Here is a 26,114-nt window from a genome sequence, read left to right on the forward strand (position 1 = left end):
CTGTTTTCGGATGCGGAGGTGTGAAAAGCCGTAAAATGCCCTTTAGGGTTCTTTTGGCGGGTTTTATCGTTCCAAACGAGTGTTAGGCGAGGAGAAATCCAGGTTATTTTTTTGTAAATAACTTGCCTTTTAGATTTTTGTACGTAAATTGTGTTATCCAAACAGAGGTAGTTTATTCTCCGTTGGATAACCTTCACATTTTTGATTTCCATCTTTTTTCAGCCTACTACTATGAAAAAAGCCTTACTTACCGCCCCCGTAATCTGCCTGATGCTTCTGCTGATGGCAGCCCGCCCTTTTGCCGAAGTAGAGCTAGTGAAGAAACGCGTTCTGAGTGAGCGTGTCGAAATCCTGATTCCGAAAGGGTTTGAGGTGATGAGCGAGCAGCAGATGGACTTCAACTACGCGAAGTCCCAGAGCCGCCCGAGCGTTATCTACACCAACAGCAACGAGGCCAGCATCTCTTTCTCGTACACCGATAACACGGCCGATCAGGACATGATCGGAATGTACCAGGACAACTTTTACAAGATTTACGCCAAGCAGTTCAAAGAAGCCAAGTGGTTCAACCACGGGGTGAAAGAGATAAACGGCCGCCAGGTGGGATACCTGGAGCTGATGAAGCCTGAGCTTGGTCACGAAGTTTACCAGCTGATTTTCTTCACCGACGTGGAGGGCAAGCTGCTCATGTGCACCTTCACCTGCGCCGACCGGCAGAAGCCAGAGTGGGAGAACGTTGCCAAGCAGATCATGGGTTCGTTCAAAGCAAACGGCTAAGTCCAAGCTGCTTTCCCGCCGAAAAGCAAGTATCCCGGAATTGTCAACCTCCCGTTGATGATTCCGGGATACTTGCTTTTCGGCTATTGCACCCTAAGACCCCACTATCCAGCACCCTCAGCCGCAGGCCGCGGCCAGGCCTGCTGTCAGGATGGCGTGCCGCCCTGTTCCCGCGTGGTGCCTCCCCCCGACCCCTTACGCCGCTTGATGCGCGGAATGAAAAAGGAGAGAAGGAGCCAGACGACTACTGCTGGTACACGAACTTGAAATCCGCTGTAGGGCTGTCGTTGGGATGGTAGGCCAACCAATAAATGTGTAAGGTGCCGCGCGTTGCTGTGCCGCTCAAATGAACAGTACTTCGGGAGTCAGCCCAGAATAATGAGGGGGGCAAGAGCGGGCTGCCAAGGCCGGACGAACCCGCATGGCAACCCGGGCCGGCTGTCGGCGGGTAGTGCCTAGGGCCGCTTCGGGGAGGCGCCTTGCAGATTCAGAAAGTCCCGCAGGAGCTGGAAGACCGACGCGAAGCCAGTAAGCGGTAGGGTTTCAAAACGGTCCAGCACATCGTGGTAGGCCGTGCTGCCGCCGCGGGTGTAAAAGAAAAAGGCCGGCACCCCGTGCTCGGAGAAGAAGAAGTGGTCGGAGTTGGCGGCGCGGCCCCGGGCGGCAAGGGAGGCTACGTACTGGTGTCGGGCATTCAGTTGCCGGAGCTGGTCAAACTGGGGTTCCAACACCCGGCCGTTCACGACCGTGAGGCCTTCGTCGCCGGTGCCCAGCAGGTCGAGGTTGGCCAGAAACCGGATCTGAGACAGCGGAATCAGGGGGTGTTCCACGAAGTAGCGGGAGCCAATCAGCCCGGCCTCTTCCGCCCCGAAGGCCAGGAAGGCCACTGAGTACGCCGGCCGGTTTTTGGGCCGGGCGTAGTGGGCGGCCAGCTCCAGCAGCATGGCCACTCCGCTGGCGTTGTCGTTGGCCCCCGGGAAATAGGTGCTGCGGCCCAACTGACCAAGGTGGTCGTAATGAGCCGATACGACTAGGAAGGAATCTGGCCGGGCGGTGCCGGGCAGGTAGCCGACCACGTTCTGGGTGGGGTAGGCAGCATACCGCCGGGCATCAAGCCGCACCGCAACGGTGCCGGCCCGGGCGGGCCAGCGGCTGGCCAGCACTTCCAGGTGGGGCCGCGCAGCCTGCTCGCCGGCCAGACTGGCGGTGAGCTTGACAGAAACCAGCGTGACGCGGGCGGCGGCCGACGCCAGGTGTGCCTGCACGGCCGCCGGCAGACTGGCGAGGCGGCGCTCTTCCGCTTGGGTGAGCACCAGAACCGCGCCGGTGAGCCGGGTAGCCAGCAGGGCAGTCTGGGCCGTGAGTTGAGAAAAAACCAGGGTGTCGAGCCGGTGAGCGGGGCCGCGCAGGTGGCCGGGGCCACTGGTGGGGGCGGCAATGAAATCGAGGCCGGGGCGCAGCACCTGTCCGTCCACTTGCAGCTCGGCCCGCCCGGGAAAGGTATTGATGGGAAGCGAGAACGGCTGGCGGTAGCCGGGGCTGAGCGGGAGCAGACCAAGCGCCTTATAGCGGTGTTGCAGGTACCGGGCGGCCCGTTGCTCGCCGTGGTTCACGTAGCCCCGGCCGTGCCGGGCCGGGGCCGATAGGTAGGCAACAGTCTGGCGGGCGCGGACCATATTCTGAGCCCCGGCGGCCGGGGCGAGCAGCAGGCAGGTGGCCAGAAGCCCTGCAACAGCCAGTGCACGAAAACGGGCAGCATATCGGTTCATTGCCAGAAACGTCGGGTGAACCACATGAGCGCCGAGCCGGCCACCACACCCAGGGCGTCGCTCAAAATATCCGACCACTCGCCGTTGCGGCCCAAATCCATGCCCATTTGTAGCAGCTCGATGGCGGCCCCCATGCCGATGGCTGCTACCAGCACCGTGCCGAAAGCCCGCGCCCGCAGCCCCGGCCACCACCGCTGCCGCCGGGCCGAGAAGGTGGCCAGCACTGCCAGCACCCCGAAAACAAACGCGTGGGCGGCCGTATCGAAAGCCAGCAGCTCCCAGTGGGGCGTGGGCGGCATGGAGTTGGCGGGAGTGAGCGTGCTCACCAAAATAAACGCCGCCCAGGCCAGCGGCAGGACCACAAAGGCCCGCCGGGGTGGCGTGGGCGGCGCGGAGGCTGACATAGCCAACGGAGCGGAGCAGGCAGCCTAAGCGCCCACCAACTCGCCGTAGGTTTCGGCCGACAGCAAACCCTCTAGCTCGGCGGGCGTGCTGATGGACATCTTGATCATCCAACCGTCGCCGTAGGGGTCGGAGTTGACCAGCTCCGGGCTGCCGTCGAGCTTGTCGTTGATTTCGAGTACGGTGCCGCTGATGGGGCTGAACAGGTCGGAAACCGTTTTTACCGCTTCCACGGTGCCGAAAATATCGTTCTGGGCAACCTCTTTGTCAAGCGTGTCAATGTCCACATACACGATGTCGCCGAGTTCCTTCTGGGCATGGTCGGTGACGCCGATGAAGGCCACGTCGCCTTCGATGCGGATCCATTCGTGCTCTTTGGTGTACTTGAGGGTGGCGGGCAGATTCATGGGGTGGTGCTAAGTAGTGAGGGTGAGGATGCAGGGCCGTTAGGCACCGCGCCAAAAGTACAAGGTAAAGGTGAGATGGTTCAGGGGGAGAGGGTGAAATAGTGAAATGGTGAGGTTGCTGTTTCTCGAACCTATTTGCGCAAGCGGTGCAATAAGGCCCTCGGAACGTCAAACTCACTATTTCACTACCGCACTCATTTACTGCGAGAGGCTGTAGCGGAGCTGAATGCCGGCTTCGGTGGCGGTATTACGGAAGCCGTTCACCCGGGGCGCGGTGATGTTCTGGGTGAAGAAGAATTGCAGGTTCAGACGCTGGTTGAGCACGTAGTCCACGGTGGGGCGCAGCTGAATCTGGCGGGTGCCGTTGGTAACGGTGCCCACCGGCCGGCCGACATCGCCCGGGGTAGTGGAAGTTGGGTCTACCACGTCCTGAATGGCCCGCTGCACGGCGTAGTTGTCGCTGATGCTCAGGTCGAGGCGGGCGTTGAGCTCGTTGCGCAGGATGCGCTGCTCGCCCCCGATGCGGAAGGGCAGCTTGAGCCGGTTGGTAGCAAACCCGACGCCAATTACCATATCGGTGCGGCGCAACTCGGTTATCTGGGCGTTGGAGGTGTTCAGGCCCACGGTGCGGTCGATGCGGTATTCCAGGTTGCCGGTCAGGCGGCCGGTGGTCTGGAACCGCGCCCCGATGAGCGGGGCCAGCCGCTCGGCAATGGACACCTGCCCGACGAGGTAGTAGGGAATGACCTGGTTGGACTGGTTGGACAAGTCAGGCAGGCCCTGGGGCTCGGTGGGGTAGTTGGCTGAGGTAGTGTAACCCGCGATGTTGTAGGTGGAGGAGTACACGTGGTTGAGCGTGAACGAGCGGAAGTAGCGCTGCACGAAAGGCAGCTGGGAGAGGCCGTTGTAGGCAATGTTCCAGTTGGGCACCGGAATCCGGATGCGGGGCTGGAAAGCCTGGGCCGTGTAGCCATCCGACGACCGGCCCTGGTAGGCGTCGCGGAAGGCCTGGAGCAGCACATCCTGGGAGTTGAAACCGTACCTGCCCCCCACGTTGCTGTCATCCTGGGCCGCCTGCAACTTGGCCTGCACGAACTGACGGTTATCCACGAAGCGGTTGAACGCCTTCGACGTCACTCCCTTGTTGCTCAGGTCCCCGAACAGCGTCTGAACGGAGATAAAGGAGATGGTGAATGTACCGGTGCCGAGGTTGTTGCTGGCCGTGGGAATATTGGTGATGGGAATGAAAGTGGTGTCGTTGATGATGTTTCGGTAGAACACAGCCCGGTTGCGCACGGAGTTCTTGCGGGCATCGAGCTGAATGTTAAAGTCGCGGAAGGGCTCCAGGGTGGTGCGCAGGGTGAGGGCTTCCGTTTCGAGGGAGCTGAGCGGGGTGTTCAGGTACTGGCTGCTGTTGGTGTACCAGCCGTTGTTGTAGGCCTTGTTGAACAGGTTGTCCAGGCCCGGCTGCTGGCCCAGGATGAAGGGCAGGCCCGGGGCCTCGAATCCATCGTTGAAGCCGAAGAAGCGGGTGTTGGGCAGGTAGCCCGGCAGCAGGGTCCCCGCCGAATTCGTGTAGGTGAAGTTGAGGGAGCGGGCCGTCATCAAGGAGCGCAGAATGGCCTTGAGCACCCGCAACTCCGGCACCTTCACCGAGTCGGCGGGAGCCGCATCGGCCACGCCCACCTGACCGGGCTTGGTGGTCTTGGGGTCGAGCTTAACGCGGGGCTGGGGCGGCGGGGCGTTGTTGATGATGTTGAGGAAGCGCACTTTGTTGTAGAGCTTCACCAGGTCAATCTTGCCGTTCAGGCTGCGCTCCTGGTTGTTCTGGATGGTGTTGCCCAGTTGCAGCGGTACCGTCGTGGTGTCGGTGAGGTTGGCCGGGTTGAGCGGAGCCCGCAATGCCGTGGAGGCCGCCTGCCAGCTGTAGTTGGCCGCGTAGCGGGCATCGGCCGAGAGCCAGTCGGTGAGCGGAAACTTGTCGAGGGGCAGGCGGTAAGTGAGGGCCACCGTCTGGTTGAAGTTGGTGGTGCGGCCCCCGCGCTTGAACAGGTTGTCGCGCAGCTGCTGGCGGTTGCGCTGGGCCTCATCGGAGTTGCCGATGCTGCGGCCGACGCCTTCGTCCACCACGGCGCGGTTGGTGGCCGTGTAGTCCAGGGCCAGGGCCTTGGTCAAGTCCCAGCGCAGGTCGTAGATGCGGTTGAAGTAGAACGACTTCTGGAACACGCCCGGAATACCGTCCGTCACGGGTACCTGGCCGGGCTCCAGGGTGCGTTGCAGGAACCGCTCGTTGTAGCGGCGGTCCAGGTCGGCCCGGAAGGAGAAGCGCGAGGGCAAAGGCGTGAAGTTGACTTCCTTGAACAGGGCCAGATAAGGCGAGTCGAAGGCCTTCACCTGGGCCAGGGGCGTGTAGTTTTTGGGCGTGGCCTGGTACACGTAAGCCAGCGCCCCGGTGTAGGTGCGGGTGTAGTCGCGGTCGGTCCGGATGTCGGTGTGCAGGCGCTCAGTCAGCGAGTAGCTCAGGGCGAAGTTCTCGATGTCGTAGGGCCGGATTTTGCGCTCGGCGTTGGTGCGCTCCTTGCGCACGTTGAGCAGGGAAATACTGCGCTGGCTGGTTTGGTCCACCACTTCCTTGCTGTAAGCGGCCTTCTCACCGGCCGTCTCGAACTTCTCCAGGCTCTGGCTCAGCTTGGTGTCGGGGTCGAGGGGGTCGTACTTGGGGGCGCGGGTTTCGATGCCCGCTTGCAGCAGCACCGGCACCCGCAGGCCCAGCTTCTCGGGGAAGAATTTCTCGGCCGCCACGGTGGCATTCACATCGCCCCGGGTGATGTTGTCGGTGGAGCGCTGCTGGGGCTTGTCCTGGAGGCCACCGAAACCGGTGGTGAGGTAGCTGCCGGTGGCCGTGATGTTGGCCACGTCGGCCAGCTTGGTGTTGAAGCGGGCAGTAGCCGCCCAGCCGCTTTCGTTGTCGAAGTCGAGCACCCGCAGCTCATCGGCCCACAGCGTGAGCGACTTGTTGGCCCCGTCGTCCTTGGGGTTCAGAATGCCGATCATGGCCCCTTGCACCGACGACAAATCGGGGTTGCCGACAACCGTAATCGAGGAGCCATCGGGGAAGCTCACCACGAAGGGCCGGCCGTAGTCGATGCCCGAGGTGGCCTGGGCGTTGCGGGCGGCCTTGGCATCAATGAACTGCTGCAACTTCAAATCAATACGGTTTTCCACCGGCCACACTTCATCCACCGACTTCTGGCCGGCCTTAGTGATGGTGAGCGGCAGCGAGTATTCGTAGTAGTTCTGGATGTAATCGGTGCCGAGGCGCACGAAGGCCCGGACGCCCCCGCGCACGTCGCCGTCCGGAATGTTGCGGTCCTGGGTTTCGGCGTGCAGGAACAGGCGCAGCTTCTTGTAGCGCAGCATGTTCAGGCTCAGGTTCTTGTAGGCGGCCTTCGAGAAACCGTCGCGCAGGCCGCTCACCACCAGGCGCAGGCTCTGCTCGTTCTGCTGGCGGTTCACGGTGCTGGAGCCGAACTCCCGGTCGCGGCGGATGTTGGGCGGCAGCACGTAGGGAATGGCGCTGGTGCCGGCCACGTTGGCCAGCCCGTTTTCTTCCAGGCCCACCGTCGAAATGCTGAACTCGTCGGCGTCGGTGTCGGGGTTGACGATGGTGCCGGGCTCGGCAATCTTATTCAGGTAGCGCCGCCACTGGTTGGCCACGAACTGGGGCTGCACCATGCGCAGCACCACCGGCTGCTGCCAGCCCGTGAGGTACATGCGCAGAAAGCGGATGGATTTGAAGCCGAAGTCCTGGCCGGCCGGCACGCCCACCACGCCGGTGGGGGAGCGGACCGGAATGCGGAACTGGTACCAGGTCACCGGGTCCTTGTCGCTGTCGGTGATGATGGACGTTACCTTGTCCACGATGAAGTTCTGGCCTATTTCCAGGGAGCCGGGGCGCAGGCGCATCCGGTACTCGTAGTAGCGCTCGGCATCGGAGAGCACGTTGTCGCGGTTCAGGTCCTCCTTGTCGGGGAAGGCCGTGGAGCTGAGCTGGCTGCCCTCGGGCGAGTTGCCCTCCATGCCGTTGAAATTCTTGTAGCGGGCCAGAATTTTGGCGTTGGCCTGGTCGTAGCTCGGGTCGAGGTGGTGGCGGAAGTTGTCGGCGGCGGGGTCGGGCACGGCTTGGTAGCCGGCGAACTTGGCCTGCTCGCCGCCGTCGTTGAGGCCGTCCAGGCCCACGTCCTGACGGACTCGGGCCCCGGGGGCGGCGCTGAAGGCATCAGTCAGAAACGGCCGGCGCGAGGCCAGGCCCCAGGGCGTGGGCGTCGTTTCGAGGGCCAGGTCGTTGGGGTCGGCCGGAATGCCGTTCTCAAACTCGTACTGGTTGTTGTCGGAAAGCACATCCTCCGAAACCGACCCTAGGTTGATGAACAGCTCCCCACCCGTGTCGTTGTTGACGCTGTGGCCGTCGCTGTCAATGACCTGCCCGTTTTTGCCGGCCAGGAAGGGGTCCATGAGCCAGAACTCCAGGTACTCCACGTTGGCATTGTCGAAATCGGTATCGAAGGTGATTTCGCGCGCAATAGCCGCCTGCCGGGCCGCGTTGGCAGCGGGTCCGGTCTGGGCAAAGAAGCTCGGGCGGGTCGGGTCGAAGTCGGGCGTGTAGTTGTACTGGCCGCGCTGGTCGGGGAAGTAGGCCAGGTCGAAGCTGGTTTCGAAGGAGTTGCCGGTGGTACCCACATCGCGGTTGGGGAATACCTCCGTACGCTTGATGCCGCGCACGTAGTGGTTTTTCAGGTCGCCGGGTCCGATGTTGCCCGGCTTGCTCTGGCCGTTGGTGTAGTAGGTCTGGTCGATGGTGTACCAGGCCAGCTTGGCGCGGTTGTAGGCCACGGCCAGCGGGTCGGTGGGGGAGGTGACGCGCAACGGCAGCGGCGTGGAGCCCAGCCGCCACGTAACGGCCGAGTTGGTGCCGCCCAGGGTATAAGGCGTGCGGGCATTCTCGAAATCGTCGAGGTAGGACACCCCGTTTTCTTCGCCGGGGTTGCCCAGCTTGCTCTGGCTGGGCAGCAGCTGCGCAAATTCGCCGCTGAACGATACCGTGGAAATTTCCTTGGTCGAGATGAACGGCAGCGCGTCGAGGTACTTGGTCAGCGCCCGCGACTCGCGGCGCATGTTCACATCGAAGCCGTAGATGGTGTTGTTGTTGGGCTCGTCGCCGATATTCACGCGGTTGATGCCGGGGGCCTGGTTTTCGCGCAAATGGAGCACCGTGGCCCCGAAGTTCATGTCCGGCGACAGCCGGTAATCGAACCGGGCGCCCAGCAGCCGCCGGGGTTGCACCTGCACCAAGGCGTTTTTCTCGAACTCCACCCGCAGCTCGTTGGCCGAGTTGAGGTAGGCCGGGTTGAGGATTTTTACCTTGGCCTGGTCGTAGAACACCTGGTAATCGACGCCCTCCTGGAGCAGGGTGCTGCCGGCGCGCACCCGCACCGAGCCCTCGGCAATGCCAATGCCGGGCAGGTTGATTTCGTCGGTGCTGGTGGCCTGGAACCGGCCGCGCAGGTAAAACTTGTCTTTCTCCTGGCGCTGCTGGGCGTCGCTCTGCACCTGGTTGTAGAGCTCCCGGTACACGTATTTGTCCAACAGCGCGGGCTCAGCCAGGCTGTCGAACTTGGTAGCCAGAAAGTTGCCGAAAGGCTCTACTTCGGGGAAGATGATTTTACCCAGCTCGGTATCCACCGTAATGCCCGGGAAGAAGTCGAAGTTGCCGTCGGGGTTCCGGTCGTTGTTGGGATTTACGTTGTCGAGGTTGAAGACTTCAATCAGCGGCTTGTTCTGAATTTTCTGCCCTTCTTTCAGCGAAATCAGGTCGACGCCCGTGATGTCGTCCTTGTAAATAATCTGGAGCTGGAAATTGTCGCGGTTGAGCTGGTTGGCGTTCAGGGGATAGATGTTTTTCATCATCAGATCCCAGGTGGGCAGGTTGCCGGTGAGCAGGTTGGCGTTGTTGGTGGCTTTGTTGGGGTTGAACTGCGGCAGGTTAACGCTCGGGTCGTTGAAGTCGACCAGGCCCACGCCGGGGTTGGTGGCCTTGAGCATCTTCAGGAAGATAACCTGGTTGGAACCCACCTGCGCGTAGTCGCTCTGAATTTCGCCGACGGTGTAGGTTTTGCCGTTGTAGATGTACTGGTAGGATACGCCCAGCACCTGCTCGGGCAGTAGCTGGGTATTGAGCGAGAGGTAGCCCAGCTGGGGGTTGTAGGTGTACTCGCGCGGGTCGAGTTTGCGGGCCCGCACGTGCTCAAAGTCCTTGTTCTTCTCCAGGTTCAGCGTGCCGGCCAGGGCGTTGTCAATCACCAGCTCGTCGCGGAAGCCGGTCAGGCCCCGGATGCGGTCAAACTCCAGGTTGGCCTGGTTATCGGCCTGGGCGTTAGCGCCGGATGATTTCAGGAACTGCTGGCGGTACACGCGCCGGGGCTCGGCCACGTCCATGAGCGTGACCACGTTGCGCAGGTTGTCGCTCTGGCGGTTGTCGTTGGTAATCCAGACTTCGAGGTAGGTGATGTTGACCCCGCTCTGGATGGTGGGCAGGTTGCGCAACGACGAGTTGTACCGGTCGCGGAAGGCCTGGCTCAGGAAAAAGTGCCGGTCCTTCTCGTACTGGCTGGCCTTGATTTCGAAGGCCCGGCTCTGGCCCCCGTTCTGGATGCGCACCTCGTCGGCCTGGCCCCGCAGGGTGCTGGCAATGGTGGTTACGCCCAGGCGCCCGAACTGGAACTGGGCTTTTACCCCGAACAGGTTCTGGCCCCCCGTGATGAGGGAGTTGTTGAGCGGCAGGCTCACGTTGCCCAGCTCTACTTTGCGGATAATATCGGTGTCGAAGCCCGTGTAGTCGAGCTTCATGTTGTTCTCGAAGTCGAAGGCCGCGCGGGTGTCGTAGTTGAACGTGAGGCGCAGCTTTTCCCCAATCTGACCACTCAGGTTGAGGTTCATGTTCTGGTCGAACTGGAAGTCGCCCACCTTCTGCTGGCGCAGCGTCAGGGTGGGGTTTTCGTTGCGGTTGCCCCGGTAGCCCATGCGCAGCGTCACGGCCCCCTGGGGCCGGATATCCACGTAACTGCCCCCGAAAATACGGTCGGCCATGGGGCCGAGGTAGATTTTAGGAATCAGGCGGCGGTTGTCGGGCTGGTTCTGGTCGCCGGCCACGCCCCCGTTCGAGCGTTCCCGAAAGTAGTCGCGCACGGCTTTCTGCTGCTGCCAGCGCGAATATTCCTCGAACGTCATGCGGCTCGGGTCGCGGTAGTTGAGGTCGGAGCCGATGCCTTCCCGGATGTCGAAGTTCTGGAGGCTGTCGTCGGCCTGCACGTCGAGCTGCACGTTGGCGGGCAGGGGCAGCACCAGCGGGGAGCGGCGGCGCTGGGTGGAGAACCGGGAGCCGCGCCGGTCCTCGGGGGCTACCCGGGGGCGGGTACCGGGCCGGTAGCGGGTGGTATCGGTGCGGGGCGTATCGGCGGCCAGCACGCGCAGGGCGGGGCGGGTAGCGCCCGGCAGCCAAGCTGCCCACAGCTGGCGCATGGCGAACGGCGTGGCCCCGCTGACCAGCGGCAGCGCCTGGGCCCACCAGGCCACCAACGACGCCACGGCTACGAGGCAGATAACAGAGAATTTCTTACCGGTAGTCAAGCGTCAGGATCGGTCGAAAGGAGAATGGAGACGTTTTTCGTTGCTCGTTTTTCGTTTTTCGCCCACGGAACAACAATAAGGCGACAACCTAAACGAGGAGCGAAAAACGAGCAACGAAAAGCCAAAAACGCCTAATTAGACTTAAGAGCGAATTTAATCAATTCCTCTGCCGTCAGGTCGTTGCCGTGCTTGCGCTGGGCCTGGTCGAGTGATTTCTCGGCGGCGGCCCGGGCGAAGCCCAGCATCACTAAGGCTGCTAACGCTTCCGCGCGGCTGGTATTGTGTGCCTTGGCCAGCGGCACGGTATCAATGCCCGCTTTGGCCAGCAATTCGTCCTTGCGCAGCTTGTCTTTAAGCTCCAGAATCACGCGCTGGGCCGTTTTGGGACCAACGCCCTTGATGCTTTGAATGGCGCGCACATCTTCGCTCACAATAGCCTGGCGGATTTCGCCCACCGACATCGACGACACCATCACGATGCCCGTGCCCGGCCCGATACCCGACACCGAAATCAGCTGCATGAACAGGGCCTTTTCGTTGGGGTCGAGAAAGCCATACAGCGTCTGCCCGTCCTCCTTGATGTGCTGGTAGGTGTAGAGCTTGATTTTTTCCTCTTCGGCCGGCAGCTTGGAATACGTAGCCAGCGAAATCCGGATTTCGTAGCCGATGCCGTTTACATCCAGTATAGCCTGAGCCGGGTCTTTATAAGCGAGTTTGCCGTCAACGTAAGCAATCATGCGTGGGGGGGGAGTTGGGAAAGTAGCGGAGAAACCAGCGCAACGCCGGAGCCACGGGTTTTGTGCCAAGTTACACACTCCTTTCGACCTAGATGATGAACGGATGAAGGGACAGATTCTGAACGGGTAGCAAGCAGCGTGGCGGCCAATGCAGGAAAGATCCCAAAAAAAGAACGTCATTCCGAGCGGAGCGAGGAATCTGGCGTGCTGTCGTTGAAATGTTCATACAACGACAGCACGCCAGATTCCTCGCTCCGCTCGGAATGACGTTTCTCCTAGGCGCTAACTACAACCCTTTGCCGCCGGGTTGCTGGGCATCTACCACGGCAATAGCGGCCATGTGCACAATTTCGCGGATGGAAGCGCCAAGTTGCAGGATGTGTACCGGTTTGCGCATGCCCATCAGCACCGGCCCGATGGCTTCCGCCCCCCCGATTTCCTGGAGCACCTTGTAGGCAATGTTGCCGCTGATAACGTTCGGGAAAATGAGGGTGTTGGCCCCGCCCTTGGCCGCCAGCTCCGAAAAGGGGTACTGCTCGCGCAGCAGCTCGGCGTTGAGGGCCGTGTTGGCCTGCATTTCGCCGTCCAGTACCAGGTCGGGGTAGCGCTGCTTGGCCAGCTCGGTGGCGCGGCGGGCCTTGTCGGGCAGCTCGCCGGGGTTGGAGCCGAAGTTGGAGTAGCTGATGACGGCCACCCGGGGCTCGGTGTCGAAGAACTTCACGGCGTTGGCCGTCAGGCCGATAATGCCCACCATATCCTCGGCCGACGGGTCGATATTAACGGTGGTATCGGCGAAGAAGAACGGCCCCTTTTTGTGCTGAATGATGTACATGGAGGCCACCCGCTTGGTGCCCTCGGCCACGCCAATCACCTGCAACGAGGGCATGATGGACTTGCCGTAGTCCTTGCTCAGACCGGTGATAAAGGCGTCGGCCGCGCCGGTTTCCAGCATCATGGAGCCGAAGTAATTCCGCTCACGCAGCAACCGGCGGCCCTCATACAGCGTGATGCCCCGGCGCTGCCGCTTTTGGTAGAACAGCTCGGCATACTCCTCGCGCTTGGCCTCTTCCCGGATAATGTCGATAATCTCGCAGCCCTCTAGGTCCAGCGACGTTTCGGCCGCAATGCGCTCGATCTTGTTGCGGTTGCCCAGCAAAATGGGGAAAGCAATACCCTCCTCGCGCAGAATCTGGGCCGCCTTGAGCGTTTTGTAGTTGTCGCCCTCGGCAAACACCACCCGCTTGGGGTTGCTGCGGGCCGCCGACGTGATGCGGTTCATCAGCTTCTGGTTCACGCCCAGCCGCGCCCGGATATCGTCCTCGTAGCCGGCCCAGTCCGTAATGTGGACCCGAGCCACGCCGCTTTCCATGGCCGCCCGGGCCACGGCCGGGCTCACGGTGGTAATCAGGCGCGGGTCGAGGGGCTTAGGAATGAGGTAGGTGCGGCCGAAGCTGAGCGTGTTGTCGCCGTAGGCCCGGTTCACCATCTCGGGCACGGCCTCCTTGGCCAGGTCCGAAAGGGCCTTCACGGCGGCTAGCTTCATCTCCTCGTTGATTTCGGTGGCCCGCACGTCCAGTGCGCCCCGGAAAATGTAGGGGAAGCCCAGCACGTTGTTCACCTGGTTGGGGTGGTCGGTGCGGCCGGTGGCCATAATCAGGTCGGCGCGGGTGGCCATGGCCAGCTCGTAGGGAATTTCCGGATCGGGGTTGGCCAGGGCAAATACGATGGGGTCCTGGGCCATTTTCAGCAGCCACTCGGGAACCAGCACGTTGCCGGCCGAGAGGCCCAGGAACATATCGGCCCCATCAAGGGCTTCGGCCATCGTGGAAATCGGCCGCTCGGTGGCGAAGAACAGTTGCATGTCGGCCAGGTCGGTGCGCCGGGGCGTGATGAGGCCGTCCTTGTCGAAGACCACCACATTCTCGCGCTTCAGGCCCAGAGCCAAGTACAGGCGCAGGCAGGAAATGGCGGCCGCGCCGGCCCCACTCACCACCAGCTGAATCTCCTCAATCTTCTTGCCCACCACTTCCAACGCGTTCAGCAGGGCGGCCGACGAGATGATGGCCGTCCCGTGCTGGTCGTCGTGCATGAGCGGGATGTTCATCTGCTCGCGCAGGGCCGTTTCAATCCGGAAGCACTCGGGGGCCTTGATGTCTTCGAGGTTGATGCCACCGAACGTGGGCTCCAGCGACTTCACGATGCGGATGAACTCGTCGGGGTCGGTGGCGTCAATCTCAATATCGAAGCAGTCGATGCCTGCGAATTTCTTGAACAGCACGCCCTTGCCCTCCATCACCGGCTTGGAGGCGTCGGGCCCGATGTTGCCCAGGCCCAGCACGGCCGTACCGTTGCTGATAACGCCCACCAGGTTGCCCTTGGCCGTGTACTTGTACACGGCATCCTTGTCGGCGGCAATTTCCTTGCAGGGCTCGGCCACACCCGGCGAGTAGGCCAGGGCCAGATCGAGCTGGGTACTGACGGGCTTGGTGGGTACCACTTCAATTTTGCCGGCGGGCGTGCGGGAGTGGTAATCGAGGGCGTCCTGTTTATTTATCTTGAGCATGAGGCGGGGCAATGGTTGAGCTTCCGAAAAAAGGTCAAGGAAGCAAGATGCGGCAAAATGAGCCAGCTTCAAAGGTACACGCCCCACCCGGAACCGAAAAGCCCCGAACCGGGCAGGGTTTGGGGCTTTTCGGTTCCGGGGAATAGGAGCAGCGGACGCTACGGGAGCAGTGGAATTTCCTGGAAGCTGCCGTGCACCCGCAAGTCGCCCAAGCGACGCGAATCGGGGTTGGAGTCGAAATTGGGCCGGAACGTGAAGACGTCGCGGATGCCGGCCGCCTTGATTTCGTAAGTACCGCTGATAAGTTGCCGGGCAGCGTCGTAGGCCGTGATGATGAAGGAGCCGCTCAGCTGGTTTAGGTTGCTGGCTACGTAATTGTCCGTGTTTTCCTTGATGGAACTGTAGCGAAAGAAGGTAGTCTGCACGTCGCCCTTGCTGGCATCGGGCTGGGAAGCCAACGAGTAAGTGCCAACCAGGCCAGGCTTTTGCTGGCTTTTAGCCAGCACGAATACCACTTTATCGGAAGGCCCGACAGCAGGAAATGTATTGTTGAGCGTCAGGGTAAGCCGGTCGGAAGCTAGTTGTCCGGTTGGCTTATCAGCCAAGTAGCTTACCGAGCGCCCGTCGGCAGAGCCGGCGTATTCAAAGAACACATTCAGGGTGGCGGCCTGAATGTGCGTCGCCGCAACGGGTTCTGGAGTAGGGTCGCAGTCTTTGCTGCAGGAAGTGCCCAGCAGCGAAGTCGTGAGCATAGAAGCGAATAGTAGGATACGGGGTGACATAAGCGGGGAAGTTGAGATTAGGGGATAACAGGCGGTTCGTAACAACCGTGCCAAAACGAGCAAAAAAAGTTCCGTTTAACTGGTTTTATATTTACAAATCAAATAACAGGGTTCTTATCGTAGGGGATACTGTTGGCGAATTGGTTTTAAGCCATTGCGAGCGGAATCAATCGCTCGCAGGCGGCCTGACGCGTCTGGGCTAAGGGCACTTCGTTTACGTGGTCGTTTGTTAAGTTGAAGCAAAACTAAGCGAAAAGAAAGCTATGCCCCTTTTTTGTGGTGTTAGCGGGTGAGAAGCAAATCGGTGAAAGTGCCTTTGATGGTGGCATTCACCCGGTCGGGAGCGGGCAAGCTGCCAAGCTGGTACACTGGATGAGGGATGCTGGTGAGCCTGAGTTCGTAGTTGCCGCTGATTGCCTTATGTTGCTGGCTGTATTTGGTAACCGTAATGGTGCCCGAGTAGGTGGTATTGCTGCTTCGATAGCTCATCGAAGTTGTGCCAGGATCGGTGCCGTAGCGCCGTCCGTAGCGGTATTCGAAAGAGGCTCCGGCCGGAACCAGGGGGTAAACTCCCGTGCCGGCCGTAGTGAGTTGAGCCGTTGGAATACTAAACGAAAGCGTTTCAAAATCCTTCGCGCCAGGGTCTGCTCCTGGGCCGGCCACCAGCAAGTCGGGTTTCGGCGAGAGCAGAACGGTCAGGCCCGCAGGCAGGCGTTGTGCCTGATAGCTGACGCCGGAAGCGGGATACGTTTGGCTGATACCGGTGTCACCAGCGGCAGTGGTGAACTGGCGGCTGAAATCGAACAGGGCGGGCTGGGGCTCTGCCTCCTGAATCACCGGGATGGCAGTTTCCTTCTGACAGCCGGTGGTACCCACCAACAGACCGCAGCTAGTGACTAAGTAAGCAAGAAAGGGAAGGCGGATGTGCGTTTTCATAACGTGACAGAATGAAGGGTTAGTGGGTAACGGGCTGACCAGCCCAGCCATTAGGGGGTTGCATGCTCCTGAAATTAAAAGTGCCCCAGTAGGGGCACTTCAGAATTATAGGGTCATTACGTCCCGGATAAGCACATAATGCGGTTAGCTCTTCACAATCAGCTTCTGGCCGGGCTTCACGGCGTCGGATTGCAGGTGGTTGAGTTCCCGGAGCTTTTCCACTGTCAGGCCCTGATAGCGGCGCGAGATGTTATAGAGCGTATCACCGGGCTGCACCAGATGGAGCTGGGGCGCGGGCGGCACCACCAAAGCAGTTGGTGCCGGAACCGGGCGGGCGGCGCGGCGTACCGGAGCCTGGGCGGCCGCAGCCACTTCGCGGGTGGCTTCGGCCAAATCTTCGGCGGCTTCGGTAGCGGCGCGCAGGCTGAGCGTCTGGCCGGGCTGGAGCACATAGCTAGTGAGCTGGTTCCAGGCTTTCAGCTGCGCAATGGTCAGTCCGTTGGCCGTGGCGATTTTCTCCAGGAAGTCTCCCGGCAGCACCACGTAGGTTGCCGGTACCGAGTCATCGGCGGCAGCCAGTGTCTCTGCGGGCGCTACCCGGCTACCATTCCGGGCCGACGACCGGGGTTGCGGGCGAGGCGGGGCCACCGCCACAGTTTCCGGGGCAGTGGCGGGCACCTCGGCCGGTGGGGCCGGTTTGCTGGCGGCTACGCGCTCCGGGGCCACAACGGGCCGGGGCAGCGCGGGCGCGGCGGCTACGCTGCCCGTAGCGGCGGCAGGCTCCGGCGGCAGTGCTACGAACACCACGAGCTGCCGACGGCCCGCCAGGGAGGCGCTTTTACCCAACTCGTTCCAGCGGCGCACTTGGGCACTACTCACATCGTAGCGCGCCGCCACGGAGGCTACGGTTTCGCCCTGTTTCACCGTGTGGCGCACGCGGCGGAAGCGCGGCGACGCGTCGTGCACCGGCTCGCGCGGGGCCGCGTCGGCCACCAGGCTGCGGCCCGGGAAAGCCCTGACTCCGTTCAGGGCCACGGCGCGCGGAGCCAGTGGCCGGGGCAAATCGGCCACCGGCTGGCAGTAAGCAAACAGCGTGTGGCGGTCGGCAACGGCCAGGGCCGGACGGGCGGCGGCGGGCAGGAGCAGGGTGTAATTCCGGTAGCCGGCCGGCAGGTAGGGCTTGCGCAGCTCCGGATTCAGGCGCAGGAGTGCCAGCGAATCGTCGTAGCCGCAGGCCCGGGCCAGCCGGGTGAGGTCGAAGGCCCGGCCGCCGAGCTGGAGCGTATCCATCACCTGCGCATACTGGTACTTGAGCGTGGGAGCGTGCAGCTGGTGGGCCTGGGCGTACTTCATGGTGTACAGCAGGGCCGTGAAGGTGGGCACGTAGTTGCGGGTTTCGGCCGGCAAACTCGAATGCACTTCCCAGTAGGTGCTTTTGCCCGTCTTGCGCATTACCCGCTGCATGTTGCCCGCGCCCCAGTTGTAGGCGGCCAGCACCATTTCCCAGTCGTGGAACACGCCGTAGAGGTAGCGCAGGTGCTTGCAGGCGGCCTCAGTGGCCTTTTCGGGGTCCATGCGCTCATCTACCCAGTCGTCGCGGCGCAGGCGCAGGTCGTTGGCGGTAGGCCCCATGAACTGCCAGAGCCCCGTAGCTCCCACCCGCGATTTGGCGGTCGGAACCAGGGCCGACTCCACCACGGCCAGGTACTTGAGGTCGGTGGGCAGGTTGTACTTGGTGAGGTACTTCTCGAAGAGGGGGAAGTAGAGGTTCTCCCGCTCCAGCACCCGCTGGGTATAGGCCCGCTGGCGCTCGGTAAAGAGGCGTACAAAGGACAGCACGTGGTTGTTGAACACGTGGGGTACATCGGTTTCCAGGCAGCCAATCCGGTCGCCCACCAGGTCGCGCAGCTCGGGCGCGGTGCGTAGCCAGGCCAGCCGCGCCGAGTCAGGAGCAGCGGGTACGGCAGCCAGCGAATCGGGCAGCAACTCCAGGCTCACACGGAGCGAGTCAGCGGAGCCGGGGGCTTGCGGGGGCAGGTTGGGGCGCACTTGAGCCTCGGCGGAGCGGGCCAGCAGGGCGGCCAGTAAAACGGGAACTGCGGCCCGCATCAGCTTCTTCTTCATCTTACTTGCTTAGGAAAGAAGGCCGGTAAGCCAAAGACGCAAAACGCTGAGCCTGAGCCCAGCGTGTTTACCAAAAATAGCACGGATTATCAGAAAAGCCAGCGCCGGTACTCCCGGCCAGCCAACCGGGCGGGCGAAACAGCGCAGAAGTCGGTTGCGGCATGGGCAGAGTGCGCAACCCCCGTCAGCAGAATCAGCTACCGCCGGCCACTCGCTCCGCCCATGCCGCAACGGACTTATCGGCCCTGCCGGCTACGCTACCTGCGGAGCCGACGCCTGGGTAAACGAACTGGCAAAGGCCAGCAGGTGCTCCTCGCGGAAGGCCCCACTCAGAATCTGGAGGCCGATGGGCAGGCCTTCGGAATCCTGGCCGTTGGGCACCGAAATGGCCGGTACGCCCGCCAACGAAGCCTGCACCGTGAAAATATCGGCCAGGTACATGGCCAGCGTATCCTTGTTCACGTCGCCGATGCGGAAGGCCGTGGTGGGCGTGGTGGGCAGCACCAGAAAGTCGTAGTCGCGCAGCAGCTCATCGGTTTTCTCCTTGATAAGGCGGCGCACCCGCTGAGCCTTGGTGTAGTAGGCGTCGTAGTAGCTGGCCGAGAGCACGAAGGTGCCGAGCAGGATGCGGCGCTGCACCTCGGGACCGAAGCCCTGGGCGCGGGTTTTTTTATACAGCGACTCCAGGTCCGTCACGTCGGGGGCGCGGTAGCCGAACTTCACCCCGTCGTAGCGGCTCAGGTTGGAGCTGGCTTCGGCGGTGGTCAGGATGTAGTACGTGGGCACGATAAAGTCCAGGTAAGGGAACTCCACTCCCTCCACCAGATGGCCCTGGCCGCGCAACTGATCCAGCGCCCGTTCGGTGGCCGCCTTTATTTCGGGGTTCAGGCCCGGCCGCTCCAGGCAGTCCTGGATGTAGCCGATGCGGTAGTGGGGCGCAGGCGCGAGCTGCTGGCTATAGGCCGGTACCGCGCGCTGACTCACGGTGCTGTCGAACTGGTCGGGGCCGGCCATCACTTCCAGCAGCAGGGCCGCGTCTTCCACCGAACGCGTGAGCGTGCCAATCTGGTCGAACGACGAGGCGTAGGCAATCAGGCCGTAGCGGGAAATGCGCGAGTAGGTGGGCTTGAAGCCCACGATGCCGCAGAAAGCCGCCGGCTGCCGCACCGAGCCACCCGTGTCGGAGCCGATGGAAGCCAGGCACAGATCGGCCTGCACGGCCACCGCCGAGCCGCCCGAGGAGCCGCCGGGCACCCGGTCGGGGTCCAGCTCGTTGCGGGCCGGCCCGAAGTAGGACGTTTCGTTGGAGGCGCCCATGGCAAACTCGTCGCAGTTCTGACGGCCGATGACAATGGCGTCTTCGTCGAGTAACCGCTGCACAGCCGTGCCCGTGAACAAGGACCTGAAGCCGTCGAGGATGCGGCTGCTGCTTTGCAGGGCATGGCCCTCGTAGGCCAGCACGTCCTTCAGGCCGATGACCATGCCCGCCAGCCGGCCGGCCGTACCGGCGGCCAGCTTGGCATCTACGGCGGCGGCCTGGGCCTGGGCTTCCTCGGGCCACACTTCCAGGAAGGCGTTGAGGTGCTGTTTGCGGCGGATGTTATCCAGATAATACTCCACGAGCTGGCGGCAGGACGTGGTGCCTGCCGCCAGCTCGTGGCGAACTTCCGTGAGGGAGTTGAAGCGTCTCAAGACGAAAAGATTAAGTACGAAGCCTGAAGTAAGGAGCAGTGCCGCGAAAATACGACTCCGGCGGGCAAAAAACAGAACCGCCGGTAGGTTTCGCTACCGGCGGTTCTGTTTTTATTAGCTCAGCTGATCGAGGCGGGGGCGCTCTTCAGCCGGGGCAGCGGGTGCCACAGGCGGAATACTCCCCCCATCCATGGGCGGGGCCAGGGTAGGGGCCGGCACCTCCGCTACGGGCGGGGCCGGAGCCGCTTCGGGCTGGTAAGGGGGCTGGTTGAACTGCTGCTGGTAGGGCTGCTGCTGGGGTTGGCCGTAATTCTCCACTTCGCTGCGGATTTCGCGGGAAGCATCCTTGAATTCGCGGATGCCCTTGCCCAGTCCCCGGGCCAGCTCGGGAATTTTGTTGGCCCCGAAGAAAATGAGGATAACCACCATGATGAGCATCAGCTCACCGCCACCGAGGTCACCTAAGAAAAGAAAAAGAGGCGTGTGCATGAGTGCGGGGGATTATTGACGAGGAGCCGTAGGGTCGTTCGGGTTCACCGGACGGTCGCGGAATTCGGGCTTTTCCTCCTTGGAGGCGTCCTTGAATTCGCGGATGCCCTGGCCCATGCCCCGGAACAGCTCCGGAATGCGCTTGGCCCCGAACAACAGGATCAGGACAACGGCAATAAGCAGGATTTCGGTACCGCCAAAATTACCGATTCCAAGCAAAAGGGTGGCAAAGTTCATAGCAACAGGCCGTGCGGCCAGGTTTAGGGTGTCAAAGCTGAGTATACGCAGCCTTGTACGCTGGGGGATTGGTAAAGGTACCGCATAATTTGAAAAACAGTTCCGCCGGCGGCCCCATTTCTGCGGGCCGGGCCGGGGCAGCGGGCGGGTTTATTTTCTCTTCATCCACCCCAATCGGGTCCAACCAGAAAAGAAATTCATTAATCAGGCAAATCCGCTTATTCAACGGTTTAACGGGGCAAGTGCGGGATTTTGTGGGCTTATTTGAAGAAAAGACGCATTGCCGCTCGCATTCTTTTTCACGTCCGACACCTCTTTTAATGCCTACCAAACAGCTTCCCTCTTCCCGCAAGCGCAAATCGGCCTCGCGCGCCGATGAGGCCCGGCGGCTGGAGGCGCTACGCACCTATCAGATAATGGATACGCCGCCCGAGTCGTCGTTTGATGATCTGGTGAAGCTGGCCGCCTTTATCTGCGATACCCCCATTTCCCTGGTATCGTTACTCGATGAGGAGCGACAGTGGTTTAAGGCCCGCACCGGCCTGCCGTGGCTCCACAGCACCCCGCGCGAAATGGCCTTCTGCCAGTACACTATCGAGTCGGATACCTTGTTCGAGGTGGAAGATGCCCGCCGGAATCCGCTGTTCGAAAACAACGACCTGGTGACCGGCGAACCGCACATCCGGTTCTACGCGGGCTACCCACTCATCACGCCCGAAGGCCTGGCGCTGGGCACCATCTGTGCCATCGACACGGTGCCGCGTCAGCTCACCGAAGCCCAGCGCGAAGCACTCTGCATTCTGGCCCGGGAAGTAGTGGCCCACCTAGAACTGCGCCGGGCCCGCATTTTACTCGAAGAAGAACGCAGCAAGCTGGAAGGGCTCCTCCGCATGGCCAACGATACCGCCGAGTCGCTCTACCTGAACGGGGGGCAAAACGAAATTTTCATCAAACAGGACCACAAGCTGATCCGGGTGAAAACCACTGATATCCGCTACGTAGAAGCCCTGGGCGACTACGTGAACATCTACTCGGGCCGGGAGCGGTATACCGTGTACAGCACCATGAAGGAGTTGGAGGTCAAACTGCCCACCCGCGAGTTCGCCCGCGTCCACCGCAAGTACATCGTGCGCCTGGACCGGATAATTGCCATTGAGAGCGACGCGGTAATTGTGGAAGCCGGCCGCAGCGTGGAAGGCGCGGCGAGCCTGCTGCCCGTGCCCATCGGCAGCTCCTTCAAAGCAGCCCTGCTGAGCCGGCTGAATCTTATCTAGCCCCGCGCCGCACCTCAATTTCTCGGCTTCACCGAGCGAACAGCATCATTCAGCGAATTTGACGTACCAGCCGCCATCCCCCCCCGTATCTTTCGACTGGTTATCGGGGATTATCCCTGTTGGTTGCCGCGGGTTTTGGCCCCCGGCGGCGGCAGGGGAGGGATTCTGATAGCTAAGTTTGTTTTCATAGCTCGGAAAGACACCGTACTCTGTACGGTGTTTTTTTTGGCCTTTTGGTGGGTGGTGGTTTAGGGTTTTTAGCTTTCCGATAACCCGCCCAAAACCGTAATCCACCCACCATCAACCAGTACTACTTGCGGCCCAGCCAGTTTTCGGGGTTGAGATTAGCACTGTTGTGCCAGACCTGGAACTGCACTTCGGAGGTGCCCTCGGCGTTGGTAGCCACGGTGCCCAGGGGCTGGCGGGCCGATACCGTCTGGCCCTCGCTCACGCTCACGCTGCGCAGCTTGGCATACACCGTGAAGTAGTCGCCGTGCTGAACCATGATGATGGTGCCCATGCCGGGTACGCTGGCCACCGTGAGCACCGTGCCGCTGAACACGGCCCGCACTGGCTCGCCGGCATTGGTCTGAATATCGACACCCCGGTTTTCCACCACCACGTTTTTGAGCACCGGGTGGTTGTGGCGTCCGAAGCGCTGACTGATAAAGCCCTTGCCCACCGGCCAGGGCAGGCTGCCCCGGTTTTCATGGAAGGAGGCCGCCAGCTTGGCCGTTTCGGGCGTCAGCGTCACGCGGTCGACGCGCTCGGCGCTTTCGGCGGCGGCGGCTTCGGCAGCGGCAGTAGCGGGCGTACGGGAGGTTGTGCCCGGGCTGCGACCAGCGGCGGCGGCGGCGGCCCGGGCCCTGGCGGCGGCGGCTTTGCGGGCGGCCTCGCGGGCGGCGCGGGCAATTTCCTCGCGTACGCGCTGGGCAATCAGGTTGTCGAGCCGGCCCACGGCCTGCTGCCGGGCGGCCAGCTCCTTGCGCAACCCTTGCTCCTGCTGCGTGAGCTTGGTAATGACCTGATCCTGCTGGGTTTTGAGCGTGGTGAGCGTGCGCTTCTCCGACAGCTGGGTGTTCAGTAAGGAGCCCTTCTCTTCTTTTTTCGCCTTCAGGCCCAGCAACTGGGTGCTCAGGCGTTGCTGGGTGCTCACGATCTGGGCGGCCTGGGCCTGGCGCACCTCCGTATACTGACGGATGTAGCGCAGGCGGAGCATGAACTGGTTGAACGACTCGGCGGCGAACAGGAACATGAGCCGGTTGTAGCCGTTGGCCGTTTTGGAGCCCGCGTAAATCAGGCGGGCGTATTCGGCCTTGAGCTGCTCCAGGCTCTGGCGCGTGCGCTGCACCTGGCTTTCGGTCTGCTGCACGTCGGTTTCGATGTAGTGCAGCTCCGAGCTGATGTTTTTGATAACCCCCTGCTGAACGGTGAGCTTCTCCTGAATAGCGTTTAGCTGACCCACCGAAGCCTGCTTCTTTTCCTGCGTCTGGGCCAGAATACGACTGGTTTCTTGGATGCGCTGGAGCGTGGTGCGCCGCTCACGCTCCAGCTGGGCCTTCGATTTGCTCCGGGTACGCTGCGCCCAGGCGGGCGCAGTGGCACCCGCCAGCCCGGCCAGCAACAGCACCGTCAGCAGCCAAGAGTTACTTTTTACGCGCATAGCCTTTCGGAACCGAGAACGGGAACTGTAGCCGCTCCTTGTCCACATCCACGGCGCGATAGGTCAGCGTGAGCATCGTGGGAGCCGATTTGCCCTGCTTGATCTGCACGGCAGTCGTGAAGGCAAACGGTTGCGGGTTGTTTTCCAGGGGCTGAAAATCGGAGTATTCCACCAGCAGCTGGTTTTCGGTGGCCGGTGACTGCACCTGCAGCTGCTGGGGCCGACCCTGGGCCAGATCCACCAGCTGCATGATGAGCAGACCGGCCTGCTCGTAGCGAATGCGCTGCACGGGGCCTTCGGTCGTGATGACGGGCTGGGTGGCTGGGCTGATGGGGGCCAGGTAGTTGCCCAGCAGCAGGGCCTGCAACATGTCAAAGGTAATAGGCACGTTCAGTCGCTGGCTCAGGTAGGCAAAGTCGCCGGCGTAGTATTCGCGGTGGAGCTTGTCGAGCACCTGCACCGAGTCGCGGGTGATGTAGATGCGGCCGCCCTCAATGCCGATCAGCGAAGCCGAAATCCAGATGACGCTGTCTTTGCGGATGCGCAGGTTGATGTTGCCGGCCTGGTCGCCGAACTGGGCCTTGCCCTTGGCCGTCATAAACCGGAAGTCTACGTTGGCGGCCCGCACGGCCTCCGGCATGGAGGCCGAGGAGCTGGTTTTGGTGCGGGCCGGGAGCAGTTTGCGGTTGCAGCTGCCCAACAGCACCAGGGCGCTCAGCAGCACCAGCACGAGGCGGTTACTCATATAGCTTCTTGTCTTTGATCTTGCGGTTGATGAGCGACGACGCGCCGCCCAGCTTGCGGGCCCGCTGCCATTCGGCAAGGGCCTTGTCTACTTCGCCCAGCTGAAAGAGTGCGTCGCCGTAGTGCTCTACCACGGTGGCATCGGACGTGTTGCGCAACGCTTTTTCGAGCTGGAGCCGGGCCCCGTCGTAATCCTTGAGACGGTACAGCACCCAGGCGTAAGTATCGAGGTAGGTGGGGTTGTCGGGGTGGTTTTTCACCAGCTTGCCCGCCATTTCCTTGGCCCGGTCCAGCTTCTCGCCTCGCAACGACAGGAAGTAGCTGTAGTTGTTGAGGGCCTGGGCATTGTTGGCATCGAACACCAGTGCCGCCTCGTAGGCCGCGTCCGATTTGGGGTAGTCCTTCAGCTCATGGTAAGTGTCGCCGAGCTGGGTATCGAACTGGGCCAGCAGCTCGGGGTTGTCGGTGGCCAGCTTGCGGCCGTACTCCAACGATTTTACGGCCTTGGCCGGCTGCTTCTGCAACTGGTAGCCCACGCCATTGTAAAACCAGAGCGGGGCCTGGTTCGGGAATAGCTCCAGGGCCTGCCCGGTGTGGGTGAGCAGGGAATCCACCTGGCTCAGCTCGGCATCAATGAGCACCACCTGCTGCCAGATCTGGTAGCGGGAGTTGTCGAGCCGGATGGCCTTCAGGTAATTAGCGCGGGCGGCCGTGCGGTTGCCGGTAACGGTTTCGATGTCGCCGGCAATGGAAAAGGCCTTGGCCTCGCGCGGGTGCACCCGGGTGGTAATGGCGGCCAGCTCGCGGGCCGTTTCGTTGAGGGCCGGGTTGGGCAGCTGCTTCACGTAATCGATCAGGATGCGCACCTTGTCGTCGATGTCCAGGCCGGGGCTGGCAAAGGCGAGCTTGATTTGCTTCTCCGACTCCGGCTGATTGTTCTGAAGACGGTAAACGTCGGCCAGAATCATGCGGGCCCGGGGGTTGTCGGGGTCCTGCCGGAGGGCCTGCTCGGCCACCCGGATAGCCTCCGCAAACCGGCGGTTGGTGGCGTAGAGCTGGGCCTGGGCCAACACGTAGCGCACCTCATCGGGGTTGGTCTTCATCAGCGACTCGCCCTCCTGCAAGGCCTTGTCGGGCTTGTTCTGGCGCAGGTAAATCTGCTGCTTCTTAAACGAAATTTCGTCTAGGGGGCCAAACTTCTGCTCCGCCTGCTCAAAGGTGGTCAGGGCCTCCTCGAACTTGCCCTGGGCCATGTATAAATCGGCCAGGTTGAACAGGTAATAGCCGGAGTTGGGTACCGTCCTGACCAGCGTAGTGTAAATCTGGGCCGCCTCGTCGTACTGCTTCTGGGAGGCATAAATCTGGGCCAGCAGCAGGTAGTAGTAGGGGTTCTGGGCGTCCAGCTTTACGGCCACGCGGGCAAAGTTGGTGGCATCCTGGAGGTTGCCGCTCAGCAGGTTGGTTTCGGCAATCTTGTAGTTGATGGCCGCATTGGTGGGGTTGATGGCGTACGCTTTCAGTAGCCGCTCCAGGGCCTTGTTGTAGTCTTCGAGGAGCAGAAACCGGATGCCGTCCACGAAATAAGACTCGCTTAACTCCCGGTCTTTGGGCGACAGGTTCACGCGCTGGCGCGTCACTTCTTCCAGAGCCGCGCGGTGGGCCAGCTCTTTGCGCTCCTTGCGCGTGAGGCGGTGGGGCTTGGCTTTGGAGGGCTTGCCAGCAGGAGCCGGAACTTGCTGCGCATAGCCCGGTCCGGCCAGCAACAGGCTCAGCAGTAAGATGAAAAACGTACTGAATCGACTCATGAACGCAGTAGCGCGGCCCGCAGGGGG

General features: G+C 61.9%; 17 protein-coding genes. 2 read left to right on the forward strand and 15 right to left on the reverse strand.

The window, feature by feature from the left end; all coding sequences use genetic code 11:
* Positions 1 to 231 precede the first annotated feature (231 nt).
* The gene (locus D0T11_RS13310) at positions 232 to 777 is read left to right on the forward strand and encodes a hypothetical protein (protein ID WP_119656289.1); all 546 of its coding nucleotides are present in this window, start codon (positions 232 to 234) and stop codon (positions 775 to 777) included.
* A gap of 455 nt (positions 778 to 1,232) precedes the next feature.
* Here D0T11_RS13310 and D0T11_RS13315 read toward each other — a convergent pair whose 3' ends face one another.
* The 12 genes from D0T11_RS13315 to D0T11_RS13370 all read right to left on the reverse strand — a co-directional run bounded on the left by D0T11_RS13315 (position 1,233) and on the right by D0T11_RS13370 (position 20,601).
* Positions 1,233 to 2,546 carry a M28 family metallopeptidase gene (locus D0T11_RS13315; RefSeq protein WP_119656290.1) on the reverse strand — a complete coding sequence of 438 codons (1,314 nt, stop codon included), beginning with the start codon at positions 2,544 to 2,546 and terminating at the stop codon, positions 1,233 to 1,235.
* On the reverse strand, positions 2,543 to 2,950 hold the full coding sequence (locus D0T11_RS13320) for a VanZ family protein (RefSeq protein WP_119656291.1): 408 nt from the start codon (positions 2,948 to 2,950) through the stop codon (positions 2,543 to 2,545). Before D0T11_RS13320 ends, D0T11_RS13315 begins: the two co-directional genes overlap by 4 nt.
* Positions 2,951 to 2,974: 24 nt before the next feature.
* Complete coding sequence (gene gcvH, locus D0T11_RS13325; RefSeq protein WP_119656292.1) at positions 2,975 to 3,355, reverse strand: glycine cleavage system protein GcvH; 381 nt, start codon at positions 3,353 to 3,355, stop codon at positions 2,975 to 2,977.
* A 198-nt stretch (positions 3,356 to 3,553) separates the two neighbouring features.
* Positions 3,554 to 11,041, reverse strand: a complete 7,488-nt coding sequence (gene sov / locus D0T11_RS13330) for a T9SS outer membrane translocon Sov/SprA (protein ID WP_245990859.1) — start codon at positions 11,039 to 11,041, stop codon at positions 3,554 to 3,556.
* Between the two features lie 131 nt (positions 11,042 to 11,172).
* On the reverse strand, positions 11,173 to 11,778 hold the full coding sequence (ruvA, locus tag D0T11_RS13335) for a Holliday junction branch migration protein RuvA (protein WP_119656294.1): 606 nt from the start codon (positions 11,776 to 11,778) through the stop codon (positions 11,173 to 11,175).
* Positions 11,779 to 12,064: 286 nt separating this feature from the next.
* Positions 12,065 to 14,341 carry an NADP-dependent malic enzyme gene (locus D0T11_RS13340; protein ID WP_119656295.1) on the reverse strand — a complete coding sequence of 759 codons (2,277 nt, stop codon included), beginning with the start codon at positions 14,339 to 14,341 and terminating at the stop codon, positions 12,065 to 12,067.
* 158 nt (positions 14,342 to 14,499) lie between these two features.
* Positions 14,500 to 15,093, reverse strand: a complete 594-nt coding sequence (locus tag D0T11_RS13345; protein WP_119656296.1) for a hypothetical protein — start codon at positions 15,091 to 15,093, stop codon at positions 14,500 to 14,502.
* A 312-nt stretch (positions 15,094 to 15,405) separates the two neighbouring features.
* Positions 15,406 to 16,059: a hypothetical protein gene (locus D0T11_RS13350; protein ID WP_147374650.1), complete on the reverse strand. Its 654-nt coding sequence runs from the start codon at positions 16,057 to 16,059 to the stop codon at positions 15,406 to 15,408.
* Between the two features lie 144 nt (positions 16,060 to 16,203).
* A complete protein-coding gene (locus D0T11_RS13355; RefSeq protein WP_119656298.1) occupies positions 16,204 to 18,183 on the reverse strand; it encodes a LysM peptidoglycan-binding domain-containing protein in 1,980 nt (659 codons plus the stop codon).
* Positions 18,184 to 18,435: 252 nt separating this feature from the next.
* Entirely contained in the window at positions 18,436 to 19,875 is a 1,440-nt protein-coding gene (gene gatA, locus D0T11_RS13360) for an Asp-tRNA(Asn)/Glu-tRNA(Gln) amidotransferase subunit GatA (protein ID WP_119656299.1), read from the reverse strand.
* A 114-nt stretch (positions 19,876 to 19,989) separates the two neighbouring features.
* Positions 19,990 to 20,364 carry a Sec-independent protein translocase subunit TatA/TatB gene (locus D0T11_RS23485; protein ID WP_119656300.1) on the reverse strand — a complete coding sequence of 125 codons (375 nt, stop codon included), beginning with the start codon at positions 20,362 to 20,364 and terminating at the stop codon, positions 19,990 to 19,992.
* A gap of 12 nt (positions 20,365 to 20,376) precedes the next feature.
* Entirely contained in the window at positions 20,377 to 20,601 is a 225-nt protein-coding gene (locus D0T11_RS13370; protein WP_119656301.1) for a Sec-independent protein translocase subunit TatA/TatB, read from the reverse strand.
* Between the two features lie 320 nt (positions 20,602 to 20,921).
* On the opposite strand from D0T11_RS13370, the gene D0T11_RS13375 reads away from it, so the two are divergent.
* Positions 20,922 to 21,875: a GAF domain-containing DNA-binding protein gene (locus tag D0T11_RS13375; protein ID WP_119656302.1), complete on the forward strand. Its 954-nt coding sequence runs from the start codon at positions 20,922 to 20,924 to the stop codon at positions 21,873 to 21,875.
* A gap of 310 nt (positions 21,876 to 22,185) precedes the next feature.
* On the opposite strand, the gene D0T11_RS13380 is transcribed toward D0T11_RS13375, so the two are convergent.
* Genes D0T11_RS13380 through D0T11_RS13390 form a run of 3 tightly spaced genes read right to left on the reverse strand, consistent with a single transcriptional unit; the run spans position 22,186 to position 26,087 of the window.
* Positions 22,186 to 23,538, reverse strand: coding sequence for a murein hydrolase activator EnvC family protein (locus D0T11_RS13380; RefSeq protein ID WP_245990862.1), 1,353 nt, complete (start codon positions 23,536 to 23,538; stop codon positions 22,186 to 22,188).
* A complete protein-coding gene (locus tag D0T11_RS13385) occupies positions 23,522 to 24,283 on the reverse strand; it encodes a DUF4292 domain-containing protein (protein WP_119656303.1) in 762 nt (253 codons plus the stop codon). Before D0T11_RS13385 ends, D0T11_RS13380 begins: the two co-directional genes overlap by 17 nt.
* Positions 24,276 to 26,087 carry a tetratricopeptide repeat protein gene (locus tag D0T11_RS13390; protein WP_119656304.1) on the reverse strand — a complete coding sequence of 604 codons (1,812 nt, stop codon included), beginning with the start codon at positions 26,085 to 26,087 and terminating at the stop codon, positions 24,276 to 24,278. Before D0T11_RS13390 ends, D0T11_RS13385 begins: the two co-directional genes overlap by 8 nt.
* Positions 26,088 to 26,114: the final 27 nt, after the last annotated feature.

Source organism: Hymenobacter rubripertinctus (assembly GCF_003583925.1).
GTDB lineage: Bacteria > Bacteroidota > Bacteroidia > Cytophagales > Hymenobacteraceae > Hymenobacter > Hymenobacter rubripertinctus.

What these genes read in the sequence shown, in the direction of transcription:
- gcvH (WP_119656292.1), bottom strand. Translation starts at nt 3,355, where the DNA reads ATGAATCTGCCCGCCACCCTCAAGTACACCAAAGAGCACGAATGGATC.
- D0T11_RS13310 (WP_119656289.1), top strand. Translation starts at nt 232, where the DNA reads ATGAAAAAAGCCTTACTTACCGCCCCCGTAATCTGCCTGATGCTTCTG.
- D0T11_RS13385 (WP_119656303.1), bottom strand. Translation starts at nt 24,283, where the DNA reads ATGAGTAACCGCCTCGTGCTGGTGCTGCTGAGCGCCCTGGTGCTGTTG.
- D0T11_RS13375 (WP_119656302.1), top strand. Translation starts at nt 20,922, where the DNA reads ATGCCTACCAAACAGCTTCCCTCTTCCCGCAAGCGCAAATCGGCCTCG.
- D0T11_RS13350 (WP_147374650.1), bottom strand. Translation starts at nt 16,059, where the DNA reads ATGAAAACGCACATCCGCCTTCCCTTTCTTGCTTACTTAGTCACTAGC.
- D0T11_RS13345 (WP_119656296.1), bottom strand. Translation starts at nt 15,093, where the DNA reads ATGCTCACGACTTCGCTGCTGGGCACTTCCTGCAGCAAAGACTGCGAC.
- D0T11_RS13390 (WP_119656304.1), bottom strand. Translation starts at nt 26,087, where the DNA reads ATGAGTCGATTCAGTACGTTTTTCATCTTACTGCTGAGCCTGTTGCTG.
- D0T11_RS13380 (WP_245990862.1), bottom strand. Translation starts at nt 23,538, where the DNA reads ATGCGCGTAAAAAGTAACTCTTGGCTGCTGACGGTGCTGTTGCTGGCC.
- D0T11_RS13340 (WP_119656295.1), bottom strand. Translation starts at nt 14,341, where the DNA reads ATGCTCAAGATAAATAAACAGGACGCCCTCGATTACCACTCCCGCACG.
- D0T11_RS13370 (WP_119656301.1), bottom strand. Translation starts at nt 20,601, where the DNA reads ATGAACTTTGCCACCCTTTTGCTTGGAATCGGTAATTTTGGCGGTACC.
- ruvA (WP_119656294.1), bottom strand. Translation starts at nt 11,778, where the DNA reads ATGATTGCTTACGTTGACGGCAAACTCGCTTATAAAGACCCGGCTCAG.
- D0T11_RS13355 (WP_119656298.1), bottom strand. Translation starts at nt 18,183, where the DNA reads ATGAAGAAGAAGCTGATGCGGGCCGCAGTTCCCGTTTTACTGGCCGCC.
- D0T11_RS23485 (WP_119656300.1), bottom strand. Translation starts at nt 20,364, where the DNA reads ATGCACACGCCTCTTTTTCTTTTCTTAGGTGACCTCGGTGGCGGTGAG.
- D0T11_RS13315 (WP_119656290.1), bottom strand. Translation starts at nt 2,546, where the DNA reads ATGAACCGATATGCTGCCCGTTTTCGTGCACTGGCTGTTGCAGGGCTT.
- D0T11_RS13320 (WP_119656291.1), bottom strand. Translation starts at nt 2,950, where the DNA reads ATGTCAGCCTCCGCGCCGCCCACGCCACCCCGGCGGGCCTTTGTGGTC.